Below are 24,609 nucleotides of genomic sequence, written 5' to 3'. Positions count from 1 at the left end.
ATGCATCTGATTGATTTTTAACAGACCAAACAGCACTTAATCAATACTGTTGGAGTTTATATGCTTTATTTATGGCGCTGGTTTTTGCTTTCCCTTCTGCTTTTTTCTCTGCAAGTTCATGCAGAAAATACCTTGTCATTTGGGCCTATGCCCATCAGTTTAAAATATTTGCCAGTCCCTACTGTTCCGGGGTTATTAAACGGCTCCGATCCCATTATAGCTGATAAAGATACTGCCATTGTTTTAGGAAAAGCCTTGTTTTGGGATGCTAATATCGGCAGTGATGGTATGGCGTGTGCTTCGTGTCATTTCCATGCGGGTGCGGATAGCAGGGTAAAAAATCAGTTGGCACCTGGCGGACAGTCCACGACTTTAAGCAAAGAGCAGTTAGCGAAATTTTCCGTGAATCAATCTCTTTCAGCGGCACAATTCCCTTTTTACCAGTTGCAAAACCCACTACAAGAAAGCAGTTCAGTTAGCAATGACAGCCATTTTGTTACCGGTTCTGCAGGAACATTTGGCGGTGAATATAAAGGCGTGAGTTCTCAAAAGCGCGTATTTGAAGATTGTGCACGATCAGCGGGAGAGGTTTTTCATGTTGGCAAGCTCGCGACACGACGCGTGACACCAAGAAATGCACCCACAGTCATTAACGCTGTCTTTAATTATCGCAATTTTTGGGATGGTCGTGCGAATAATGTTTTTAATGGCAGTAATTCATGGGGTGATCGCGATCCTGACGCGGGAATTTGGGTTGCGCATGATTCCAACACAGTTACCAAAGAACGCCTGCATCTAACTAACGCGTCCCTGGCTTCACTTGCCACTGCACCACCGTTAAATACCACTGAAATGAGTTGCAGTCAGCGTACTCTGCAAGATATAGGCAGAAAGCTTTTGCCACGTCAGCCGCTAGAAAATCAGAGAGTACATTGGAATGACAGTGTGCTTGCACCTTTTAGCTTGAGCAATGAGCAAGCTTTAAAACCCGGACTTAATACCACTTACGCTGCATTGATTAAAAAAGCTTTTAATAGCAAATATTGGTCGTATCAGGGGCCCAATAAATTTGGCAGTCCATTAAGCGGCGAACCTTATCAGCAAATGGAAGCAAATTTTGCGCTATTTTTTGGTTTGTCCATTCAGCTTTATGAAAGTACCCTGATTTCTGATAACGCGCCTTTTGATCAAAGTCGGCGCGATAAAGATAATCTACCCATTGACTTAAGCGCAGAGGAATTAAATGGTTTCGAACAATTTCGCATTAATCTGTGTTCGCATTGTCATTTAGGGCCTAATTTTACTGCAGCAGCTATTGATGCCAACGCGACACTGGCAAAGAGTAATCCGAGTGTATTTGACGAAATCAGCACGACCACCAATGTGGTTAACCGCATTCCACTTTTTGTGCATAACAAAGCCTTAACCGTTTTTTCCGATATTGGCTTTGCATCAACCGGTGTCGCGAGAGAGGAGGCAGATATTGGGCTGGGCGGTATAGATGAGTTTGGTAATCCATTGTCATTTAGCAAACAATATTTACAATTTTTAGCCGGTATGAATGAGGATGTTAAGGATGATGCAGTACGTCATGTGCGCCCGTGTGACTTTCAAATACCGTTTGCAGTTAATTTTAAGCCAACTTATAAAGCACTGAGCGTATTTAACATTGAAGATGGCGTTCAGCCGCAACAGCAAGATAGCAAAAACTGCTTTTTAAGCGCTGATAAAAATGCCTTTTTACCGACAATACAAGCGGCGCAGGCGGAACTGAAAAAACCTGATACCAATAAAATGCTCGCAGAAGTAAATGCCAGTTTTAAAATTCCTTCATTACGTAATATCGAATTGACCGGTCCCTATATGCACAATGGAAGCATGGCAAACCTGGAGCAGGTGATTGAATTTTATTCCAGAGGGGGAAATTTTATGAACGATGCCAAAGAAACCACTTTGGTGTTTCCATTACCTAGACTCAAATTTTCTGAAAAAAATCGCCATGATCTGATTGCCTTTTTAAAAACCTTAACTGATGACCGTGTGCGTTATCAACGTGCACCGTTTGATCATCCTGAGCTCATCATTCCGCAGGGTCACGATGGTGATCATTTACGTGTAACGCCTAAGCATTTTAATTTACCCATGGCAAAAGACGACTTCCTAGTTGTGCCGGCGACTGGCGCATCCGGAATAGAGTCTGAATTACAGCCTTTTGACGCTTATTTAAGAAAAATCTAAATTAAAAGCCATCGCAAATATGATTTCGATATAACTTTAATTAAGCACTGAAACAAACAAATGAAAAAAGAAGTAATAATTTTGTTTAATACAGCAATATTGCTGTGTTTTAACGTAGTTTATGCAGATGAGAGTATTGAGGATTCAAGTCCTACTGAAGAGGCAATTTATCTTGATAATATGGTTATTGAGGCTGACACCGAAAATCTTACTGTTTCCCCTCAAAACAGCATTAACGAAGACGATATTGCAAAAAAGCAAAGCCAGGTTTCTGATACTGCAAAATTACTCGAAGACACGGCTGGCATGAGCTTTCAAGCAGGGGGTGGGGTTTCTTCAATACCTATTATTCGTGGTTTGAATGACACGCGTGTCAAAATTGAGGTTAATGGGATGACTGTCAACTCAATTTGTCCAAATCATATGAATCCTGCCTTAGCGAGCATTGACCGCAGTAATATCGGTAGCATTGCCATTTTAAAAGGAATTACGCCGGTAAGAATGGGAGGTGACAGTATTGCAGGAACAATATCTGTAAAATCTGCGAAGCCTAAGTTTGCCGAAGCTGGTGAAGATTTCTTATTAAATGGAAAACTGTCATCATTTTATCGCAGTAATGGTGATGCTTTTGGTGGCAGTGTCGGACTAGGCATTGCCAATGAATATGCTCGCCTTGACTACACAGGCTCGGATACTCAAAGTAAGAATTATCAGGATGGCAACGGTACTGTGATTAAATCTACGAATTATGAAAACATCAATCAAGCATTCGCATTATCATTTAATTACGAAGACCAATTGCTAGAAATTAAAGGTGGACAGCAACATATTCCATACCAGGGTTTTCCAACGGCAAGAATGGATTTAACCAATAATGATAGTCTCTTTGGTAATATTCACTACAACGGTTTATTTGATTGGGGGAATGTAGACACTATATTATTTTTGGAACATACCAGTCATACCATGGATTATTTGCCAGATAGAGATGCGACCATATTTATGCCTATGGAAACGCGAGGCAAAAATTATGGCTATAAACTGGAATTCGAATTGCCATCAGATGAAGATGACAATATCTTTCGCTTTGGCAGTGAATTCCATGGCAGTGTCATCAACGATTATTGGCCGGCAACGTCAACGGTTCCGAGCATGATGGGACCCAACGATTTTATCAACCTGAATGATGCGACCCGGAATCGTTTTGGTGTTTATGCAGAATGGGAAAAATACTGGACAGATACATGGAAAACGATGCTGGGTTTCCGTTACGATCGCACGTGGATGAATACTGGCGACGTGCAGGGATATAACAATATTACCTCGAATTATCTTTTGACTGACTATGAACAGGCACTGGCATTTAATGCCTTGGATCACGAACGTAACTTTAATGCGTTTGATATCAGTATGCTTGTTCAATATACACCCAATGACTGGAGTTATTACACCCTGGGTTACGCACGAAAAAATCGTGCACCTTCAGTGCAGGAGTTATATCCATGGAGTATCAGTCCAATGCCGATGACCATGATAGGCTGGTTTGGTGATGGTAATGGTTATGTAGGTAACATAGATTTAAAGATGGAGACTGCACATAATATTGGCTTTACCGCTAATTTTTCTGACTCTGGTGATGAGCAAGTGTGGAATCTTGAAATTTCCCCGTTTTTCAGCTACGTGGAAAACTATATTGATGCCGATCTTTGTCAGGAGTGTAGAAAACAGCCGGGAAATGGTTATTACTACCTGACATTTGAAAATTATGATGCCTACCTCTGGGGTGTGGATATAACGGGCGAAATGAACTTATTTGAAAGCCCAACTTATGGCGAATTCTCAACGAATACCATTATGAGTTATGTACGTGGTAAACGTTCAGATGGTGATAATCTTTATAATATGATGCCATTTAATTTTACATGGGGGGTAAACCATAAACTGGGAGGCTGGCAAAGTACGTTTAACATGCAATTTGTTGATACAAAAAATGAAGTGCAAGAAGTAAGAAATGAGTTAGAAACATCTTCTTATATTCTGTTAAATTTCAAAACCAGTTTTCAGTGGGAATTTGTGACTGTTGATTTTGGCGTGGATAATATTCTGAACCATCAATATTACTACCCGTTGTCGGGCGTTTATATTGGCGACCAGAACGCGATGACCTTGAGTTCATCCGAGCCAAAAACACAAAACTTGCCAGGTCAAGGGCGGTCTGTTTATGTCGGGGTTACCCTTGAGTATTAAAAGATCTGATTATAGTCTCAGATTTAATTTTTTATTTTATGAGGTTCAAATGAAAATACTAAAAGCTATCATCTTGTTATTTCCACTATTTTTTTTCTTAAAACCCGTGCAGGCGGCGCCAATTCGTTATCAGGTAGAGCTGGTTTTTTTTGATAATTCCATTTTCTATGGCACATTTGATTATGATATCGCTACTCAACAGATAAGCAATCTTCAAGGTCTATTAGACGATACGTTGATGGGGACTATAGAGCCGGTTCGTTATCAACTCGAAACTATGTTGGATAATAAAGGCGGGATCACCGCGGTTGCTTACAACATGAATACCACCGAAATAGCGACTTCTCCCAATATAAATAATAATATTTATGTTGCCATTAATTTTGATGCGCAAGATCCCACGTTAGGTCCAACCGATACAGAGCAATTGGGATATATGGACTGTAATTCTCTTGCTTTAATGCAAGACAATAAGGGTATAAGACACTGCATGTATCATTTATCCTGGCATGATCCGGTATATTTTCCCATGGGAGGTGAGAATTTAATTTTATCAGAAACAATTCGGGTTGCCGAAGGCGACATGACACATTCGGATTGTTTATTTGACTGGGCGGAAAATAACTTTGCGGGTTTATTTTCACCTGTGCAGGGCGTTGCAAATTCCCAAACTTTTCCACCCTACTATTTTCGTTATTATTCAGGTACCAATGCCTACGTAGGTATTTCTTCCATGGATAACCATATCTATTATTTACCAGCAAGCGGCGAAATAATGGATGTTGGACATGCTTACGATTGGTTAGAACAGGCTGGGTGCAATTAAGCCTAAAGTAATGCAATTGCCAGAATGAGCTATTGAGTTATCAATAGCTCAGCCAAAATATTTTTTTGTGACTGGTTTAGTCTCTCCAATTCACTTTGGCCCGGTCAATGACCGGGTTTTCAGTCGCAGTTAACCTCCTCAGGCTATTATGTTGAAAAAAATTAATGTTATCAGTCTATATTGTGTTTCAACGCTTGTGTTTGCTCAACCGGCCAGTTTAGATGCCGAGTTCGCTTTACAAATACCGCTTATTGAATTTGGATCGGGCGCAGACACTCATTATTACTGGGCCAATCTTGAGCAGCAAAAACAGGCAAATAATCCGCTGACCTTTACTGTGACTACTTATGGTGAGTTACAGCCTGAGTCGGTGCCGCCCAATTTATACCAACTTGCTAATGTGACTGAAGGTGATGGGCCTGTGATAACTGATATCACAGCAACTAATGCGCGCTTACATTTTGTCTCAACGGTTCCGCTGGCATGCTCGGTAATGTATGGCACCAGTCTTGAGTTTGGTAGTATTGCAACCGATAGCAGCATGAATGGGGGTGCCATAACCGAGCACAATCCGATACTCAGTGGTTTAAATCCGGATAGTACGTATTTTTACCGTGTTCAGGGAAGTGATGCACAAGGACGACTTTACTGGAGCCCTGTGGCTAGTTTTAATACGTTAAGCGCAAGCGCCGCAGCTGATGCAAATCTTTTGTCGTTAAATAACGGGGCTTATGTCGCATCGGTCAGTAGTAATTATGGTGGAGGAAGTAATCAAGCGAATTGGGGAGCAAATAGTGCACTTGATGATTCATCTGCAACCGCCTGGTCCTCTGCTGGAGATGGAGATCAAGCATTTATTGAGGTGGCATTAGCAAAAAGTACCTGGATTAATTCAGTGCAGGTCTGGTCACGATCCATGGCGGATGGCAGTGCAAAAATACTGAGTTTTAATTTGATTCTGGATAATGATGCAGTTTTAGGACCATTTGAACTTCCCGATACGCAGCAAGCCTATACATTTGCACTAAACAAAAGTACTTCCAGTCTTCGCCTTGAGGTCGTTTCCAGTACAGGAGGTAACACGGGGCTTATAGAATTTTCCGCCTATTAAAAAACTCTTCCCTTCCGGCATGTAACTTAAATTACAGAATCTATATAACAGGTTTTCTAGGATAATACAGTCTATATCACGCGGCCAGAGTTGCTGCTATTGAAAACACCTGAAAGTTTGTATTTATAACTGTCTTTATTTGGTCTTTAAATCCCCGATTTACTGCAATTTAGCATTCAGGCATTTCTTGTAAACACCCGCATAACTCTTCTTGAGTTTTACACCAGGATCTTTTATTAGTTGTGATTTATCAACTGCTCTAATTTGATCTAGCAGATGCGTCGCCTAACACTAGCCCTAAAACTGCTCTGTATATTAAGCGCGATATTTTGTCAGAAGCGCACATTTTATTGCTTCTGTTAAAATGATTTCTATAGTGACAGAGAAAATATAAATAACTATTGCTGAAATTTCAAAAATGAGTGTACTTGAGCGATTTCAAATAATGGAGGCAATTATGGGGTTCACTCACTTGCGAACCCACTGGAATTAAATCGCCTGAATGGTATGAAGAAATACTTTCTGATAGAAAAGAGAAAATAGTAATGCTAATTTTATATCGCTAGAAGAATTAAAATCAAAGCATGGAAATTGATTACCAGGCATATTCAGATATTAGCAGGGACGTTCAAGGGGTCAGCCGGTCAGCCAGCTAGATTCCGTTTTCTAAACTACATTAAATATACTGTGTTTTTTAACCTCGCGCATCCATTGTAATATAGCCCAGCCATTGTTCTGCCGATTTTCTGGTTTTACTGTAGTCTTGCGCATTAGTAAATGCTTTATTTGCAGCTTGTAATTGTCCAGCTTCATAGTAGCTAATTCCAAGCAGAATATAGGCTTCTCCAGATTGTTTTAATCCGCCTTTTTTAAGTGCTTTGTTAATCGCCGATATCGCATCCTGCCATGATTCCTGTTCGATATGAATTCGCCCGAGTTGTAAATATAGTTGGCCCGATGCGTTTAATGTGGAGGCTTTATCCAAGGCTTTAATTGCATTTTTATACTCCCTGGCACTAGTCCAGGCATTGGCAAGTAGTTCCCAGTTTGCCGATGTTTGCTTTATTCCTTTGGCGTTAAGTTCCTTTTCTAATAATACGGCTGCCTGATAAGGCTGTTTGTTATAAAGAAATAAATTGAATAATGCTAATTTTTTGGATTCTGAATTAAGAAACCCCTTTTTATAAGCAAGGTTTTGAATCGTTAGAGCGTTGTCATATTGTTGTAATTGCTGATAAATCGATGCGAGTTGTTGCCAATAATTTTGTTTATCTGGTTCCAGGGTGATTAATCTTTTTAAAATACCGGCGGCAGAAGAGTAGTCTTGTATTTCATAATACAGTGCCAGGTTTAGTTCTAGCCAGCTAGTTTGCGGCTTTTTAGCGTTTTTGATGACATGTTCAATATAAGGAAGGGCTTTACGGTACTGCTTTAATTGCGCATAGCCGTTGGCTAACAGAATCCAGACTTGTGTGTTTGTTGTATTCGGGTGTTTGTTTAACCAGGGGGCTAAGGTATCAACCGCTTTTTTATATTGTTCAGTGGCCATATATAACTGGCCTAAATTCAGTATCGATTCCTGCTGCTGTGTATCTGTGAGTGCATTTGTCGCCAGAGATTGCTCTAGAAGTTGTGCTGATTGTTTATATTGATTTTCAAAAGTATAAATTGAGGCCAGACTGCGCAAAATTATGGCCTGCTCATAGCTGTTGTCCTGTACGTCAGCTAATATTTTATTTAATCTCTGACGCGCTTCTGAATATTTTTTTTTGCCAATCAATGTCTCTGCTTTGCTGAGTTGTTTGTATAAACCAGGCGCAATGGGGGGAGGGTTATCTTCCGCATACAGCGGTACGTTTAGCATAAACAGGCTAAGACTGATTAGCCCGGTTTTTAGGCTATTCCTCATTATTTTGTTCATTTTGAGAGTGTAAATTCCATAGTTTGTATCGCTCGCTGTTCATAGGCTTCACCGGCGATAATATACGGCTTGAATTTCCAGCGTTTTATCGCTCTTAGTGCGGCGCGATTAAAAATAGAGCTGGGTTGTGATGCAACCACAGTAGCATCTGTTACCGTACCTTCTTTGGTAATGGTGAATTCTACTTTTACCCAGCCTTCTATACGCCTGCTGGCTGCGCGCATAGGATAAGTTGGTGGAATTCTTACCAGCGGAATGACATTCGCGTTGATTTCTCCCGGGCCTGATTGTACTTGTAAGCCGGTTAAAACCGAACCATTAAAACTATTGGTTTGTAGCGGAATATCCAGATTTGGCATATCCATATCAGGTGTCACTGTTTTTGCTACCTGAGTGGATTGCATTTGTATTTTGGGTTGTTCAGGACGCTCTTTAGACTTGGGTTTTTCGGGAACGACACGCTCTTTACTTTGAATTTGAGACTCACGTTTTAAGCGCACAAATTCGGTCATGCGTATGCTATCGGTTTTTTTAAAGCCTTGCTGATTATTAGTAATCATATATTGCATCGCCCAGAACAGGGCTAACGCAATAGCGATTCCAGAAAAGAGTGAGAATGCAATACGCATCACTGTGATTCGGACTCCGTTGCAATAGAGGCATTCATAATACCAGCCAACCGAATCTGATCCATGACAGCGACTAAAACATATGTTTTAGTTTCTCGGTCGGCAGCAATAATCACCGAGCCAAGTGGGTTTTCCGCGTGTAAACGCGAAACATTGGCACGAACGGCGCGTATATCGACCTGGCGTTTGTCGATCCAGATTTCGCCATTTGCTTTTATACCGACAATAATATTGCCTTGCGCTTTGGTTTCTCCGGTTTTAGCACTGGGACGGTTGACATCAATACCCGATTCTTTGACGAAAGAAGTTGTCACAATAAAAAAAATCAGCATGATAAATACGATATCCAGCATCGGAGTCATATCTATATCTGCGTTTTGTTCTGCTGAGGAACGATTGGCTCTACGGCGCATAGTGTTTTGTATCTCTCAAGTATGTATCAATTGTAGAGCGGATCTTAGTCCGCTATTTATAAAGCGCGAAGGCGTAGGTTGTGGGTGAGGAACGAACCCCAACAACATACTTTCACGAAAACAGGAGTAATAATACCCGAAAGTATGGCGCAGGATTTTGGCTTCACAGGCGTGTTTGGAAAGCGGGCGCATAACGCGCCTGTGAAGCCAAAAGACAAGTCAGACTCGGGCATTATTAAATTCTCGTTCCTTACTTAATGATATTTTAATAAATCTGCCAGGTGATGCGATTCATCACTGACACGCTCTTCTATAAGTTTACTGAAATACAGGCCAGAAATAGCAATAACCATACCCGCCATGGTCGTAATGGTCGCTTTAGAGATACCAGCAGCCATAGCTCGCGCGTTGCCTGTACCAGTAACGGCCATGACATCAAATACATGGATCATGCCTGTTACTGTACCTAATAATCCAAGTAAAGGGCATAAGGCGATCAGCACTTTTATAATTGCAACGCCACGGTTCAACTTGATTAATACCTCGGAAATCAGCTCCTGACGGATAAATAAAGCGTAGGCCGAATTTTTATCAGTCCGTTGATTCCAGAGCGCCAGGCAGCTATCACGTAAAAATGGATAATTTTGTTTAATAAATAGCAAACGCTCGATAATCAGGCACCATAAACAGATGGTAACCCCTAAAATAACCCATAAGACATCACCCCCTGCATAGAGGAAGTTACGAATATCGTCTATAAATGCCACAGACTCAATCATTACTTTCCCGCACGTCGGCTCATTAAGCCAGCACTTTGCTCATCCAGAATTTGCACTAGCATTTTACTGCGCGAAGCAAGTAAATTATGCAAAAATAATAACGGAATCGCCACACTCAACCCGAGCATAGTTGTCACTAGCGCTTGAGAAATACCATCGGCCATAAGCTTGGGATCACCGGTACCAAATAAACTAATAGACTGAAAGGTCGCAATCATTCCGGTTACCGTTCCTAGTAATCCTAATAAAGGTGCAACGGCGGCAAACAACTTAATCATGGATAGTCCTTTCTCCAGATTTGGGACTTCACGGGTAATAGCTTCGTCAAGAATGAGCTCTAGCGCCGCCACCTCTTGCGAAGGGCTTTGTTCGGTAGCAATTAATACGCGCCCTAAAGGATTATTATCCATCGCCGTATCATTATGCATTTGCTGCTTCATTTTATGCCCGGTGGCTACCAATATACTCAGCCTTAATAGCGCATATAAAAAACCCAGTGCACCTATCAGCAAAATAATATAGCCAACTACTCCACCTTGCTGGATGCGTTCTTGAGCATCTGGCGTCTGAATCAACATATTTAGCATAACACCGCGTGTTGGATCTATACCAAGCGGTGCTTTTTTGGCATCAGAAGTTCTGTAAGAATCTATCAAATCAAGATATTTGCCTTCAGGCTGACGCGCCAGACTGGTCAGTATTTTGGCATCGGCATCGTAATTCAGGTAGCCGCCATTGGCAAGCGCATTAAAGGCCCCAATACGCGTAATTTCAGCTTCTTGTCTTTCGCCGCCTGGTATCTGAATTTGCTGAGTAAAACGCACAATTTTGCCCGATTCAGTCATTTCCTGTTGCAAGGTAAACCATAAGTTTTCCAGCTGACTTATCATGGGCAAGGCCTTGCTCTCGGTCATCCGGGTTAATGCTTCAATGCGGTCTGGATATTGGGCAGAAATGATAGATCCTTGTAAATTTGCTTGTAAATCACCTGCGGCTTGTTTGGCAACACCAAATAATTCGCCTAGTTCACCACTACGTTCTTTTAACTGCGTCTCCATTTCAGCTAGTAATGTCTCATTACTTTCCAGCTGTGTACTTAGTTGGGCTCTTAATTTTTCCTGTTTTGCCAACTCTGCTTTAGCTGTTTGTAATAATTGCTGCTGGTTTTGTTTTTCTGCCAGAAACTCTGCTTCTCGAGTTTTGTTAAGCTTGCGTTCTTGCGCCTGTCTTTGTTTGACATCGCGTAACAATTGATTCAGATCCTGACTTCCGGCGTATGCGTTATGCGCGAGTATCAAGGCAAATATAAAACTGATGGCTAATCTCATTGCATGGCCTCCTCTGCGGTTGGTACCGGTACGGTTAACAAGTCCGGGGCTGCTTCTTTACGCGCTATACGTAATCCCTGACGTATAGGATTACGATAGTCAGAGGAGAGTTTTTCCCATTTTTTTTCTGTGTGGTTCCACATGCCTGTTTCACTACCATCTAAACGCTGATAATAAAGGGCAATACGGCCAAGACGCAAAAAATCAACCGAGCTGATTTCGCCATCTAGTTCTATATTGGCACGGTAAGCCTCAATGGTATTGCCATAATCATTTTCAATTTGATAGGCTTCAATCAGGCGACGAAATTTTTCGGCATTACTGACATCAGCACGGCTCATCATTTCTTTTAAGCTGTTAATGCGTTGCTGACGTTCTTGCGGCAAAAACGGTAAATCAAGCTGAACAAACTCCGCCAGGCTTGCTTGCATATCTAAAATAAGCGGCACAATTTCTTGCTGGGTGGTTTCAATTTGTTCTAACTGTTCTGCAAATGAGGCTTTTTCTATTTCCTGCGACTCCAGCAAGGATTTTAAGTGTTTATTGTAAGTCTGCAAAGTCTTTATTTGACGTGTCGCTGAACGATATTCATCCAGCATTGCCCGCGTACGATCATCCAGACCATCAATGGTCTTTTGCGACTGTACGGCATTTTTCTGGATAGCATTTTCAGTTTGTATTGTACTGGAAAGTGTATCCGCAAAAACAGAAACGGTGCTTAAGCTGAAGACTGATAACACCAGTAGCATCTGGCATTCACGGGATAAAAAAAGCATATAAATATGATTTACATCTAATGAAGATAAAATGGAGGAATGACTTTATCACAGCCTGTATAAAATTCAATAGGTCATTTGACCTACTTTTTGCGCTGGTATAGGTCTGGCGCATTGCCAGTTTTGGCAGACTGGCAATGCTGAATTGCTATGCTGTTAAGGTGTATAACAGCATGATAACTTATAAAGAATCGCTGATTGTTCTATTATAAAAAGGCCATGTTTTGACATGTAAATATTTTCTGATCGGTGTTTTAATAACTGATACACATAACACAATCGAGAATAAACACCACACTGCAGCAAACTCATTTGGATCATCAGTAGTTACATCTGAAATCCATGGGCCTACGACATAATGAAAGGCAACAAAGCGCCACGAGCCATAAATAACCGGCATAACAAAGGCCGCTAAAATATAGGCAAACACATGCAAGCCCCATTCATAACCGGGAAACCAGCTTACGGGAGGAGACATAAGGCCATTTAAAGGCATCTGCCATGCGATATGCCACGCGCCTGAAACAGAGCAAATTTGATCGCCACAAAAGCCTTCTGTGCCAATAATACAAAGGCCCGCCCATGCAAATGGGAACATTTTAACGATTATTGCGACAGCCGCTACTGCGCATAAGGTATAAACAGTTGTTCTTATTTTTAGTTTGACACTTTCGGGGATAAAATACATCGCCACCATATTGACGAAAAATGGCTGAAAGGCAACATGGAGATAGCCAAACAGCGTGAGTACCTGATTCATTGGCGAACTACATTCATCTATATAGACATAGGTTGCAGCTTGCAATAACTCCATCAATGCAAAATAAGTTAGTGGAATCCATAATTCTTTTGATTCTCCTTTGACTGCAATATACGCAGCTGTTCCCAGCCCGACTACGGCTAAAACAGCCGACGCTTCACCACTCCAACACATACCTAAACCTCTGGTTATTACTTCCTGAAATCATTGCTTCAGGTTTTATTGTTATTATAAAAAACCTGGAATTATACCTTATCTCAACTTGATAAAACCTATTAATATTGTGTTATTATTCATCTTTCAGGCAAAATTAATGAGTATTTTAAGCAAGATAATTTTGCTTTGTTCGCATGCTTACTGACGGAACTAGATCAATTTATCATCCAATTAGATGCGAAGTGAAAATTTATACTAAAATAGCTATTTATTTTTCAGATAGCATTTAAGGAATAAGCACAAGCTATGTCAGAAATCAGTTCTAGCGATAGTCTTATCGCCATACAACATTTAAAAACCTATATCGGTGAACAAATTATTGGTCAGGATGTTTTAGTCGAACGCATGCTAATTGCCCTGCTTGCTGATGGGCATATATTAGTCGAAGGCGCGCCAGGTCTGGCAAAAACCCGTGCGATTAATGCATTAAGCAAAGGAATACAGGCAGACTTCCATCGTGTGCAGTTTACGCCTGATTTATTACCTGCCGATTTAACGGGCACCGAAATTTATCGTCCTGAACTGGGGAGTTTTGAATTTCAAAAAGGTCCTCTATTTCATAATCTGGTCTTGGCCGATGAAATTAACCGCTCTCCGGCTAAAGTTCAGGCCGCTTTATTGGAAGCTATGGCAGAAAGGCAAATTACGGTAGGGGGTACAACCTATCCGCTACCGCCTTTGTTTTTAGTTATGGCTACCCAAAACCCGATTGAGCAAGAAGGCACTTATCCTTTGCCAGAAGCCCAATTGGACCGTTTTTTACTGCATGTAAAAATTGATTATCCACAAGCGGAACATGAAAAGCTTATTTTGCATCTGGCACGCAATGAAGCTATGCAGGGCTATTCATCAAGAAAGCAAGGTGCTAAAGCGATTAGTCAGGAAAGTCTTTTTGCCGCTCGACAGGAAGTGCTGAATACCTATATGGCAGATAATCTGGAAGATTATTTATTGCAAATCATTCTCGCTACTCGCAACCCGGCTGCCTATGGAGAAGATCTAGCCAGCTGGGTACAGTATGGCGCTAGCCCTCGTGCCAGTATTGCATTAGACCGTTGTGCGCGAGCTAAAGCCTGGTTAAACGGTAAGGACTTTGTTGCTCCTGAAGACATACAGGATATGGCATTTGATGTATTGCGTCATCGCGTGATTTTATCTTATGAAGCCGAGGCTGAAGGGATTAGCAGTGATGATTTTATTCAGCAGTTAATTGCCAGGGTTGCCGTGCCTTAATGGAAAAAAAATCCAACAGTGAGTTGGTTAGCGTGAACCTGGATATGCTAATCAAGCTTGCCAAACCAGCAGCTTCATTAAAACTCTTTCGCTCGCGCATTCGCGCGCTTCAAAGTGGCGGTTATTTATCGCGCACTAAAGGGCGAGGAATGGAATTTGATGAAGTGCGGATGTATCAGCCTGGTGATGATATTCGCAGTATCGATTGGCGGGTCACTGCACGTACTGGTAAACCCCATACTAAATTATTTCGTGAGGAGCGTGAGCGCCCGGTATTTATATCAGTCGATTATCGTGCTTCGATGCAATTTGCTACGCGGGGTGTTTTTAAATCTGTGCAGGCGGCAAAACTAGCAGGTTTACTGGCCTGGGTTGCAGAGCGACATGGTGACCGGATCGGCGGGCAGATTTTTACCGATACAGCCTGCCGCGAATTAAAACCTCAAAATGGCAGGCAGGCAGTACTGCATTTTTTTAATGCCTTGGTTAAATCAGAAAACCAGCAAACTCCGATTAATTTAGAACAGGTTATCGGACGATTAAGCCATCATGTAAAACCCGGCAGCCTGGTTTATATTATCAGTGATTTTCGCGGCATCAATCATGCAATAGAAAATTATTTGACTAAATTGGCAAGGCATTGCGAGGTGATTATGATTCTGGTTTATGATCCCCTGGAAAGCCATTTACCCGCCAAAGGTCGTTATCGATTTACTGATAGTACAACAGATATAGTTGTTGATACGAGTGACAAACAAAGGGTTTTGACTTATCAGGAAAAATTTCAACATCACTGTGCTTACCTGCAAACGCTGGGAAAAAAACTCAATATCCGCTTGTTACGTTGCGCCAGTAATGAAAGACCTGAAGAGATATTAAGGTAAGTCAGCAGGCCGTGGGCTTTGCCCGTGCCTGATTTTTATGTTTTGGTTTAGATCGCGCAAAAGCAAGTCCATAGATTCCCTGGAAATGTCGTGACTGAAGTTACCGGCTCTTTTGCTAATAAAACCTGGAAGGTAAAAAGCGGTGAAATTATCAAAGGACGGACAAAATCGTTTGGTAGCATTGATTGCTGGGATAGTTTAGGCAACTAAATATAGCGGTATATGAATTCATATACTAATGAAAGTTGTATGTAATGACTGATCGCAGGGCAAAAAAAATGCCAGATGCATTTCTGCATCAGGCATTATAAAGGATAAACATATCACAAGGAGGTACTAGTCTATATGGAGTAAATTAATTTTCTAATGGGGTAGTGCGACGAGCAGTACTGAAAAATATGATTCCTGCCGCAAGCATTAACGTGATAATAAAGGCACCTGAAATAATGCTTAAAATACCTGCAATGAACAAAGCGCCTACTAAAATATTTTTTTGATATTCTGTCATCATCTTGCACTGTCAATAAGAAGAATTAATGTAACGTGGGTTTACTATACAGTAGATCTAAAGATAAACAATATGCGATATTATTGTTAGTTTGTTTCCATAAATGAAACAATGTCGCTTTTGTTGAGCAATCCATTCCACTATATTGATACTACGCTAAGCGCCTACGCTGTACTCATCTAAGTTTTATCCAGATATTAAAGCGAGCTTGAAAACAGGTATAAGTACTATGGCGTCCACGGTGTTTGAATGACTGCATGTGGAAAACAGAAGGCGGGTCAGGGATATTGAGGCAAAAAAATTGATTGCCACGCAACTGTAACCTAAGCACCTCGGTTAGTGGTTACAATAGTCGTATACCTCTTATTGAAAATCTGCCTAAATGTCCTGCTCCCCTTTTTCTAATAAACTTTCTGAATTGCAGCAAATTGAAGCTATTATTAAGAGAGATCATAAAGAGTTCTTATCCTGCAAAACTCTCTGCCATGTTTCCTATGTAAATGAGTCGCTGCCAATTTATGCTTTAAGCCTGGGTAATCAGGCTGCTGATATACCGAGTATTACTTTTGTGGGAGGTATTCACGGTCTGGAACGGATTGGTACCCAGGTTGTTTTGGCTTTTCTTGAAACGCTGCTGGAACGCTTGCACTGGGATCTTAGCTTTATCGACATGTTGCAGCGCATACGCATAAATTTTCTGCCCCTTATTAACCCGGTTGGTATGATAAAACATACTCGCTCAAATGGTAATGGTATTGATTTAATGCGCAATGCCCCCGTTGATAGTTATGAAAAAACTGTCTGGCTGGCAGGTGGCCATCGCATTTCAGCTACCTTACCCTGGTATCGTGGGCTACCAGATGAACCCATGCAGCAGGAGGCGCAAGTACTGGAGGATTTTATTCGACAGCATGTTTTACCCGCACCGTTTAGTGTAGTACTGGATTGTCACTCAGGTTTTGGTTATCACAACCAAATCTGGTTTCCCTATGCTAAAAGTCGTATAGAGCCGATTAAGCACCTAGGGGAGGTGTATTTTTTGCGTAAGTTGTTTATGCAAACCTATCCCTATCAGAATTACCGTTTTGAACCGCAGTCCCAGCATTACCTGACACACGGGGATTTATGGGATCATTTGTACCAGCAGTCCCTGGCATATAATAATATTTTTTTACCGCTGACTCTGGAAATGGGCTCATGGCGCTGGGTGCGCAAGAATCCGCTGCAATTACGCAAATCTATGGGGCTTTTTCATCCAGTCAAACAGCACCGTGTTAATAGGGTACTGAGAGGGCATCTGGTGTTAATGGAGTATTTAATGCATGCCACTTTGTCTTATAAAAAATGGTTAATTGCAAGTCACACCCCGCTGATGGAAAAGGAAGCTTTGGCTCTTTGGTATCATGACTGATTCTAAACTTTGTTTTGTACTGATTCGCGGTTTATTACGTGAAGCAAGGCATTGGGGTAAAATCCCTGAACTGTTACAAAAACTGTATCCCAATGCTCTTATTTTAACCCCTGACATCCCAGGGAATGGAAAACTGAATCACCTGACTAGCCCCGAGACTATAGAGGGTATGACCGATGCTCTGCGTGAACAAGTGCCTAAGGATTATCCATTGCAGTTGATAGCCCTTTCTATGGGCGGCATGATAGCCATAGACTGGATGAGTCGCTATTCTGCCGAGGTCAATTCGACTGTATTAATTAATACCAGTCTACGTAATTTTTCTCCTTTTTATCAGCGCCTGCGCTGGCAGAATTATCCCGGGATTATCAAGTTATTGTTCACAGCTAGGCGCGATCGGGAGCAGCTGATTTTGGCACTGACTTCTAATAAGCATGCAGATGATGTTGCATTAATCAGTGAATGGCAACAGTGGCAGCAAGAAAATCCTGTTTCAACAAGGAGTGCAAAAAATCAGTTACTTGCTTCGGCAACATTTTCAATCAGCTCGGTACCTGTGCAGCCAGTGTTAATTATTAGCAGCTCAGCTGATCGTTTGGTGGACTATCGTTGCAGCTTAAAATTACAGCAAAGCTGGCATAAGGAATATAAACAACATAATTCTGCCGGGCATGATCTTCCCTTAGATGCACCAGAATGGTTTATCGCTGAAATAAGCCTATGGTTTAATCAGCATTAAGGCAACTTCACATTACTGACATATTTGTTCATTACACTGTTTAGATTAACGGTAAAAGGACATTATGATGATTGATGCTGAAAAAGTATTGCGCGAAACATATCCCGAACTCAAGCTTGGCAAAAATAACAAGTTAATACGCAAGCTATTAAAAACACTATTGCATGAAGATGACTTTAATGAAGTGATTGAACGGAATCAGCATTTGCGTGGTTTTGCTTTTTTAGATAAATTTTTTAAGTATTTCAAATTTAGTTATCAGGTTAGCCCCGACTCTTATAATAATATCCCCTCTGAAGGACGCCTGGTTATTGTCGCTAACCATCCTATTGGTACTCTGGACGGGCTAGCATTAGTAAAGCTGATTCGGGCAGTGCGCCCTGATGTGCGAATTGTTGCTAATCAGATACTCTCTTATGTGGAGCCTTTAAAATCAGTTTTTTTAACAGTCGATGTATTATCCGGAAAATCCAACAAACAGGCTTATAAAGCGATGCTAGAGGCTTTGGAAAATGACGAGGCGGTTATTTTATTTCCTGCAGGTGAAGTATCGCGCATTACACCAAAAGGGATACATGACGGTAAATGGCAGGGCGGTTTTCTGAAATTAGCCAAGAAAGCAAAAGCACCTGTACTCCCTATACATATTAAAGCCTCTAACTCGGCATTATTTTATGCAGCTTCTGCTTTGTATAAGCCTATGGGAACGATGTTGCTGGTACAAGAGATGTTCAATAAAAAGAACAAAGAGCTTAAATTTAAAGTAGGCTCCCCTATTCCCTACCAGGCTTTTTCAGAGTCAAAGGAAAATAATAAGCAACTTTGCCAGCGTTTTCGCAGGCATGTGCTGAACCTTGGTAAAAAGCATAAGAAACCACTGTTTGCAACGATAGAAACAGTTGCTCACCCTGTGGATAGTAAAGCAGTAAAAAAAGCACTTTACCAATCTCGTTTATTGGGTGAAACCAAAGATGGTAAAAAGATATTCCTGTATCAATATCATGGTGATTGTCCGGTGATGCTTGAGATTGCACGCCTTCGAGAATTGACTTTTCGTACAGTAGAAGAAGGTACAGGAGAAAACCAGGACATCGATAAATATGATGTATATTATTCGCATCTGGTGCTCTGGGATGAACATGACCTGGAAATTGTCGGCTCTTATCGTATAGGAGATGGTAACAGGATCATGCAAACAATGGGTGTAGAAGGTTTTTATACCAATACCTTGTTTGCTTTAACTGCCGAATTTCAGAGCTATTTGCCACATAGTATTGAGCTTGGTCGGAGCTTTGTCCAGCCTCGTTACTGGGGGCAGCGAAGTCTGGATTATTTATGGTATGGAATCGGTGCTTATCTAACCTGAGTTCGGGATAAGACGTCATAACAAAGGTAATAAATCTTCTCTACGTAAGTTGAGTGCAGGCTTTTTTTCCTGGTAAGAATAAGCAACTAAACAAGCAACAATATTGATCATATAATTCGTAAGCGAACGATGTCTAGAGTGCTCAAGCTGAAAAATATTTTTAAGTTGATCATTGATAGTTTCAATAATGCTACGCTTTCTCAATAAAAGTGCATCAAAAGCAGCTATGACTCGTGGTTTCATATTTTTCTTGAGAGTTGTGATTAACTCAACATCATCGGTTGCTAAAAGTTCAGTGAGTTTTTTAGAAATATATCCTCTATCGCCAAAAAGCTTTCCAATCAGATTTTTAGCCAATTTTGGTACGGGTTTACGGTCATCAACATTCCCTTTCGTGATTGAAAAAGAAAGTATTTCCCCTCGATCATCCACAATAATGTGTAATTTAAACCCATAGAACCAGCCCGTAGAAGACTTGCCTCGTTGGGCCACATCTTTGAAAGTTTTATGGCGCGGAATACGAATATTTTTACAAACGCAAAGGGGTGTTGAATCAACAAATGCAATACCTTCACTTCGGCCACAACGTGTTTGCATAAAAGCCGTTAAAGGACCGATAATATCGGGCAATAATTCAATGAAACGGTTATAACTCGGCACCTTTGGGAAAGCTTTAGATAAGTTTTTGGGCAAGTAGCGTAAATAAAACCATTTAAATGTGTCATACCCTGACTGATGATAGTAAACAATCAAAGTAATTATTTCACTGGGGCTAATGCAACGCTTTTTCCGTCTTTTCTTTTCACCGTTTTCTATTTGGGTTTTCTCCCAGTGGGGTAAAAAGGTTTTACAAAAATCATCTACATCACAAAATAATCGGGTTAAACTTAGCATTGGGCAGTCTTAGAAAAAATAAATTCTTGGTTGTTTCTATTTTTTCAGATTTTCAAAAGACTGCCCACCTTTTCTTATCCCGAACTCAGGTTATCTAAGGGAAAACCCTGAAATAAAATATCTGTTTGGTCCGGTCAGTCTCAGTAATGCTTATCCAGATGTAGCAAAAGATGTGTTGATAAGTTTTTATCAGCAACAATTTACTTCTGATTTGCAATTAGCTAAAGCCAGAAAACCGTTTACCGTTTCTGCAGCTGCCAAGGAGTTTGCCCGGACTGAATTTACCGGTGATTACAAAACAAGTTTTAAAATATTGAACAGTGAATTGAAGAAACTAGGCGTAAAAGTCCCTACCTTGTATAAACAATATGTGGAATTATGTACTGATAAAGGCTGTCATTTTATCGACTTCAATATTGATCCGGATTTCAATAATTGTATAGACAGCTTGGTGATGATTGAACTCGACAGTATCACTGACAAGAAAAGGCAGCGCTATATAGAAGGAAAGCTGGCTGCTTAAGAAATATCGTTTAAAGACCGATGCAAGGCGATCTTGCATCAGTCTTTTTTATAAGTTTAGAGTGATGTCTGAAAAAAGCTTATAAGGGAGGTTCGTTTTGCCCGGTTTTCGGCACAGATTTTTTCCATAAACCCTCATAAGAAAAACACTGCCAGCCCCATTTCAACCAGTTCAGTAAAGAAATGGCCAGCCATAATGACCAGATTAACATCATAATGCGGTAACTCATTAATGGCACAGATATAACGCTGGCTGTTGGTAGCGTTGCCAGACTTCGGTCTTGATACCAGTTAAGCTGAAATGCGGTCGATTGATTTCCGGCAATTTGCATATCAGGTGAACCCAGTAAGCCCTGCTCTACGGCGATAAATAATATAGCCAAAGAGCCTATGGTTAAGGCAATCAAGAGAATTTGCATAAGATTAAAGCTGTTTACATCCTGAACGCTTTGCTTTTGTCTTAAGCCCAGAGCCATCAGCCACGCAACAACCACGAAAGCCATTATCAGTGGAATTTGACTGAGCCCTATTAATAGCAAAAACCATTGCCAGTGCCTGAGTGGCGTTAAGCAGGATTTTCCTAGCGCATAGGCAAGAATAGCTAATACGATAAGTACTCCCCAAAATAATACTGCAGGGCCCATTTTAGGACCAAAAGTAAGCAGTACCCAGCGATCCTCTGCAAGTAACACTTTTAAGTGGGTATTAACACTGGCAATACCCAAGCTAACGGTCGGCGTAGTGAGTAAACTGGACTGTAGTTTTGCCTCATGCCAGTTAAGCTGAAAATGCTGTGACCCGGGGTTAACCGGCAAGGTCACAGTTCGCTGTTGTTGTCTGATTGGCTGTGTTTTGCCATTTATACTGACAGACTGTAATAGCGCATTTTCGGGTAAGGTAATATTATGCTGTGTACCTTTAGAGCTGCGTATGTCGAGGTCTAGGCTAGATTCTAGATTACGTTTTCCTGAGCTGATCTGTAATGTACTTTTGTCTATCGTCAGCGTCTGTCCTTGAACTGCTTCAGGGCGAGTGATGCTTAAAGTAATGCTCTCTCCGGGCCAGGGCCGCCATTCAGGTAGCCAATTACCTGTCTGGTCTTGATGATGTACGGCAGGAATGCCGCCGAATTTGATATGCCAGATAGGACTGATATTAACCTGCCATATTTCTGACCATTTATTTGTATCCGGTGCTGTTAAGGTCAGGAGCGCACTTTTTTCTAATAAAGAGTGCCATTCTATGCTTTGTTGGTTTGCTGTCATCTGTACCAGAGCAACGCCCTTTTCACTGCGAATATTACTCGTGCTGATCGATTCTCCTTTAAGTAGCGGTACTTCTAATGTAACGGCTGTAGCTTCCTTCGAGGCGCGAATTACTCGGGTAGTGATATACCAATCTAGCCCCAGATTCAGCGTGCGTTCAATGCTAAGAAAAGCGGGTAATACACTGGGGTCAAGAGAGGGTAGAGCATCTTTATTCTGCTCTGTAGTTTTGACTCGGGTAAAGTGTAATTGATCTTCAGCCGTGCCATTTTTTTTCAGTCCTTCAATTTCCCACTGCTGACTTGTATGGCTAATATAATGAGGCTTTAGTGGTAACGGAAGTGTGAAGCTGGATTGCAATGGGGCCGCTCCGGATAATACCAGGGTGTGCATGCCGCGCGTTAAAGTCAGCCATAAAAAGCCCCGTTCATCACGAATAATAGCCTTCGCCGGAGAGCCGTCAACTAAAACACTATGGGGTAACCATTGCTTAAACTGTGCCGGCAAGGGTATTGCAACTGCCTGTTGAGCATTCGCTTGCAGGGTAAGTGCTAGCCTATCTGCAGTAATATCAATTTGCATAGCTTGCAGTTGAGCGCAACTTGGCAGGCAATCTGGCGCTTTTAATAGTCGTTGCTTTAAGTCCATTAATAATTCTGGGCTGGGGAAATCAGCAGAAACAGGCGTAATGGGTAGAATAAAAAATATAAACAAACCTAGCTTGAAAACAAATTTAGGTAAATGAAGGGTAAAACGCTGGTTAATAATACCGAACATAAGCAGGCTTAAAATGATAATCAAAACAACGCGTAAGAAATTTAGTAACAAGCTGGCTGTAGGGTCTATATACCAATATCTGATTTGTTGTTGACTGTCGATGCTACCATTCCATGACAGTGGAATTCTGGTCCATTGCCACTGCGGTAAACCAGGCCCTGTTTGTAAACTGGCGTTAGGGTCAATCTGCTTGAGTGTCTGCTCTGGTGTTTGATAATAGCGGCTATTGGCGTTAAGCATTTTGGTTTTACGTACAGAAGAGCTTGCCAATGCTTGTTCTTCTTCACGCATCAACCCATCGGCCGTTGTGACCATTGATGCTTGATATGCACCTTTAGTATCTAAAGATTGCCAGGGTTTTTCCAGTTGTGGATAAAGGCCGGTCCGAACTTGTTCGACTAAAAAAGGAATACATATAATAAGTAGTACTAACCAACAAGCAGCGCGGTAAAACTTAAGGACGCGTAATAAGTTTCCCTGAGGAAGAACTTTGATTAAGGAAATGGCAACAAGAATATTAAGCCAGATAAAACGTGGTGCATTGGCTTCATGCCAGATTAAAGCGAGTGCAAACAAGGCAAATAGCCCCCAGTAGTTATTCCACAGGCGGCTAACAGCAAGAGCAGCGATAAGCACTAAAAATAAATCTAACAGAGTCCAGCGAGTAATCCAGCTATTAGGCACATTATCGACACCACTGATGGCAAATAAATGCCAGCCTGGGGGGAGATGCAGGATAGCATTAGCACTATTAAATTTTTCTTGCCAGCCCGTAGCGCTGAGTTGATTGATGCTACTATCAACTCGGCTATCAGCGCGAAGGTCTAGCCGACCTTTTCTAAGTTCTATGCCTTCAGCTTCTTTATTTTCAGAAAAAGTGATTAGCTGTGTCTGTCCATTAACTTGTACCTGTCCAAGCTGGTTTTCAGTTAAGCTGTCAAGCCGCCAGCCATGGGTTAGTGAGCCATTTATCCTGTCCTGTATCGTATAGCCAGTGCCGGCAAAGTCTAACCATAGTTCGCGTGAGATGGATAAATTATTCGGCTCAGGTTGAGGATCGCCACGCCTTATAACTTTAAATTGCATGGTATCCCCCTGTTTAACAAGAAAGGCAGGAAGGGCTTTCCATTGCACAGGAATATTGCTTTGGCTCGGATCTATAGTCGATACTTGTTCAATTTCCACAAGTCGTAGATAGGGTTGGGAAGCAAAACTCCATATTTCAGATGCTGGCCAATGAGGGTCATTGATATTTAGACTTAAGTCTTGAAGTTCAGTAGGGTGTTGGGTCTGGAGTTCAATATGCCATTTTCCAGGGCGTACTTGAACTAAAAGGCTGCCATCAGCTTCAAGTCTTGCTGGTAAAACGCTGCTTAAACTAATGGGAATAAAACCTTTTAATAGAGCATAAGGTAATTTTATTTCTCGTTGTTTGCCAGAAACTTCCAGAGATAAGTAGGTTGTTAGCAGTAAGGGAATACTGTCATCAATTTTTCTAAAAACTTGTAAATTTAATTGATCAGTTTGGTATTCAGGTTGAGCACTACCTGAATTACTTGTCTTAAACCAAAGTTGCTGGTCTTTAATGTTGGGATAATCAATGGTTTTATTCAGAAGACGGATGGAAATAATGCCCGTTAGCTCGGGTATAGCGAGATTTTCGGGGATGTTATCCCAAAGAAAAGAGCCCTGAATCAGGTAATGTCCAGTATCAAGTTTGATGGCAGGTTTAGTGTTGCGGCTGATGACTAAAGCGGGTTTATTGT

At 41.3% G+C, this 24,609-nt stretch carries 20 protein-coding genes (1 of these 20 cut by a window edge); 10 read left to right on the top strand and 10 right to left on the bottom strand.

Annotated elements, in window-relative coordinates; translation table 11 throughout:
* Window positions 1–60: 60 nt before the first annotated feature.
* From AU255_RS00500 to AU255_RS00485, 4 genes are all read left to right on the top strand, one after another.
* Window positions 61–2,238, top strand: a complete 2,178-nt coding sequence (locus AU255_RS00500) for a cytochrome-c peroxidase (protein WP_080521050.1) — start codon at window positions 61–63, stop codon at window positions 2,236–2,238.
* 60 nt (window positions 2,239–2,298) lie between these two features.
* The gene (locus AU255_RS00495) at window positions 2,299–4,485 is read left to right on the top strand and encodes a TonB-dependent receptor (RefSeq protein WP_080521049.1); all 2,187 of its coding nucleotides are present in this window, start codon (window positions 2,299–2,301) and stop codon (window positions 4,483–4,485) included.
* Between the two features lie 49 nt (window positions 4,486–4,534).
* Window positions 4,535–5,311: a hypothetical protein gene (locus AU255_RS00490; protein WP_143735820.1), complete on the top strand. Its 777-nt coding sequence runs from the start codon at window positions 4,535–4,537 to the stop codon at window positions 5,309–5,311.
* Window positions 5,312–5,459: 148 nt separating this feature from the next.
* Window positions 5,460–6,422, top strand: a complete 963-nt coding sequence (locus AU255_RS00485; RefSeq protein WP_080521047.1) for a fibronectin type III domain-containing protein — start codon at window positions 5,460–5,462, stop codon at window positions 6,420–6,422.
* 694 nt (window positions 6,423–7,116) lie between these two features.
* On the opposite strand, the gene AU255_RS00480 is transcribed toward AU255_RS00485, so the two are convergent.
* From AU255_RS00480 to AU255_RS00450, 7 genes are all read right to left on the bottom strand, one after another.
* Window positions 7,117–8,331, bottom strand: coding sequence for a tetratricopeptide repeat protein (locus AU255_RS00480; RefSeq protein WP_158083015.1), 1,215 nt, complete (start codon window positions 8,329–8,331; stop codon window positions 7,117–7,119).
* 8 nt (window positions 8,332–8,339) lie between these two features.
* Window positions 8,340–8,972, bottom strand: a complete 633-nt coding sequence (locus tag AU255_RS00475; RefSeq protein WP_080521045.1) for an energy transducer TonB — start codon at window positions 8,970–8,972, stop codon at window positions 8,340–8,342.
* The gene (locus AU255_RS00470; protein ID WP_080521044.1) at window positions 8,972–9,385 is read right to left on the bottom strand and encodes an ExbD/TolR family protein; all 414 of its coding nucleotides are present in this window, start codon (window positions 9,383–9,385) and stop codon (window positions 8,972–8,974) included. Before AU255_RS00470 ends, AU255_RS00475 begins: the two co-directional genes overlap by 1 nt.
* A 254-nt stretch (window positions 9,386–9,639) precedes the next feature.
* Entirely contained in the window at window positions 9,640–10,164 is a 525-nt protein-coding gene (locus AU255_RS00465; RefSeq protein WP_080521043.1) for a MotA/TolQ/ExbB proton channel family protein, read from the bottom strand.
* The gene (locus AU255_RS00460; protein WP_080521042.1) at window positions 10,164–11,492 is read right to left on the bottom strand and encodes a MotA/TolQ/ExbB proton channel family protein; all 1,329 of its coding nucleotides are present in this window, start codon (window positions 11,490–11,492) and stop codon (window positions 10,164–10,166) included. The genes AU255_RS00465 and AU255_RS00460 overlap by 1 nt, the downstream gene beginning before the upstream one ends.
* The gene (locus AU255_RS00455) at window positions 11,489–12,268 is read right to left on the bottom strand and encodes a DUF3450 domain-containing protein (protein ID WP_080521041.1); all 780 of its coding nucleotides are present in this window, start codon (window positions 12,266–12,268) and stop codon (window positions 11,489–11,491) included. Before AU255_RS00455 ends, AU255_RS00460 begins: the two co-directional genes overlap by 4 nt.
* 181 nt (window positions 12,269–12,449) lie before the next feature.
* On the bottom strand, window positions 12,450–13,202 hold the full coding sequence (locus tag AU255_RS00450) for a DUF5765 domain-containing protein (protein ID WP_080521040.1): 753 nt from the start codon (window positions 13,200–13,202) through the stop codon (window positions 12,450–12,452).
* Between the two features lie 288 nt (window positions 13,203–13,490).
* Here AU255_RS00450 and AU255_RS00445 point away from each other — a divergent pair, with 288 nt between their 5' ends.
* A complete protein-coding gene (locus AU255_RS00445; RefSeq protein WP_080521039.1) occupies window positions 13,491–14,477 on the top strand; it encodes an AAA family ATPase in 987 nt (328 codons plus the stop codon).
* Window positions 14,477–15,361 carry a DUF58 domain-containing protein gene (locus AU255_RS00440; protein ID WP_080521038.1) on the top strand — a complete coding sequence of 295 codons (885 nt, stop codon included), beginning with the start codon at window positions 14,477–14,479 and terminating at the stop codon, window positions 15,359–15,361. The genes AU255_RS00445 and AU255_RS00440 overlap by 1 nt, the downstream gene beginning before the upstream one ends.
* 355 nt (window positions 15,362–15,716) lie before the next feature.
* Here AU255_RS00440 and AU255_RS20205 read toward each other — a convergent pair whose 3' ends face one another.
* Window positions 15,717–15,869, bottom strand: a complete 153-nt coding sequence (locus AU255_RS20205; protein ID WP_198942505.1) for a hypothetical protein — start codon at window positions 15,867–15,869, stop codon at window positions 15,717–15,719.
* A 382-nt stretch (window positions 15,870–16,251) separates the two neighbouring features.
* Here AU255_RS20205 and AU255_RS00435 point away from each other — a divergent pair, with 382 nt between their 5' ends.
* The 3 genes from AU255_RS00435 to AU255_RS00425 all read left to right on the top strand — a co-directional run bounded on the left by AU255_RS00435 (window position 16,252) and on the right by AU255_RS00425 (window position 19,385).
* Window positions 16,252–17,280, top strand: coding sequence for a M14 family zinc carboxypeptidase (locus AU255_RS00435; protein WP_080521037.1), 1,029 nt, complete (start codon window positions 16,252–16,254; stop codon window positions 17,278–17,280).
* Entirely contained in the window at window positions 17,273–18,019 is a 747-nt protein-coding gene (locus AU255_RS00430; RefSeq protein WP_080521036.1) for an alpha/beta fold hydrolase, read from the top strand. The genes AU255_RS00435 and AU255_RS00430 overlap by 8 nt, the downstream gene beginning before the upstream one ends.
* A 64-nt stretch (window positions 18,020–18,083) precedes the next feature.
* The gene (locus tag AU255_RS00425; RefSeq protein ID WP_233144511.1) at window positions 18,084–19,385 is read left to right on the top strand and encodes a lysophospholipid acyltransferase family protein; all 1,302 of its coding nucleotides are present in this window, start codon (window positions 18,084–18,086) and stop codon (window positions 19,383–19,385) included.
* Window positions 19,386–19,400: 15 nt separating this feature from the next.
* Here the strand turns inward: AU255_RS00425 and AU255_RS00420 are convergent, their stop codons facing one another.
* Window positions 19,401–20,279, bottom strand: a complete 879-nt coding sequence (locus tag AU255_RS00420) for an IS982 family transposase (protein WP_080521034.1) — start codon at window positions 20,277–20,279, stop codon at window positions 19,401–19,403.
* Window positions 20,280–20,451: 172 nt separating this feature from the next.
* On the opposite strand from AU255_RS00420, the gene AU255_RS00415 reads away from it, so the two are divergent.
* The gene (locus tag AU255_RS00415; protein ID WP_080521033.1) at window positions 20,452–20,802 is read left to right on the top strand and encodes a hypothetical protein; all 351 of its coding nucleotides are present in this window, start codon (window positions 20,452–20,454) and stop codon (window positions 20,800–20,802) included.
* A 79-nt stretch (window positions 20,803–20,881) separates the two neighbouring features.
* On the opposite strand, the gene AU255_RS00410 is transcribed toward AU255_RS00415, so the two are convergent.
* Window positions 20,882–24,609: the 3' portion of a hypothetical protein gene (locus tag AU255_RS00410; protein WP_080521032.1), read on the bottom strand. Its footprint extends 307 nt past the window's final position; the window shows 3,728 of its 4,035 coding nt (coding positions 308–4,035); its start codon lies beyond the right edge, outside the window; its stop codon occupies window positions 20,882–20,884.

This window comes from Methyloprofundus sedimenti (assembly GCF_002072955.1).
Classification (GTDB): domain Bacteria; phylum Pseudomonadota; class Gammaproteobacteria; order Methylococcales; family Methylomonadaceae; genus Methyloprofundus; species Methyloprofundus sedimenti.
Note: the sequence above shows the minus strand (reverse complement) of the source record. Positions and strands in the feature narration are given on the sequence as shown.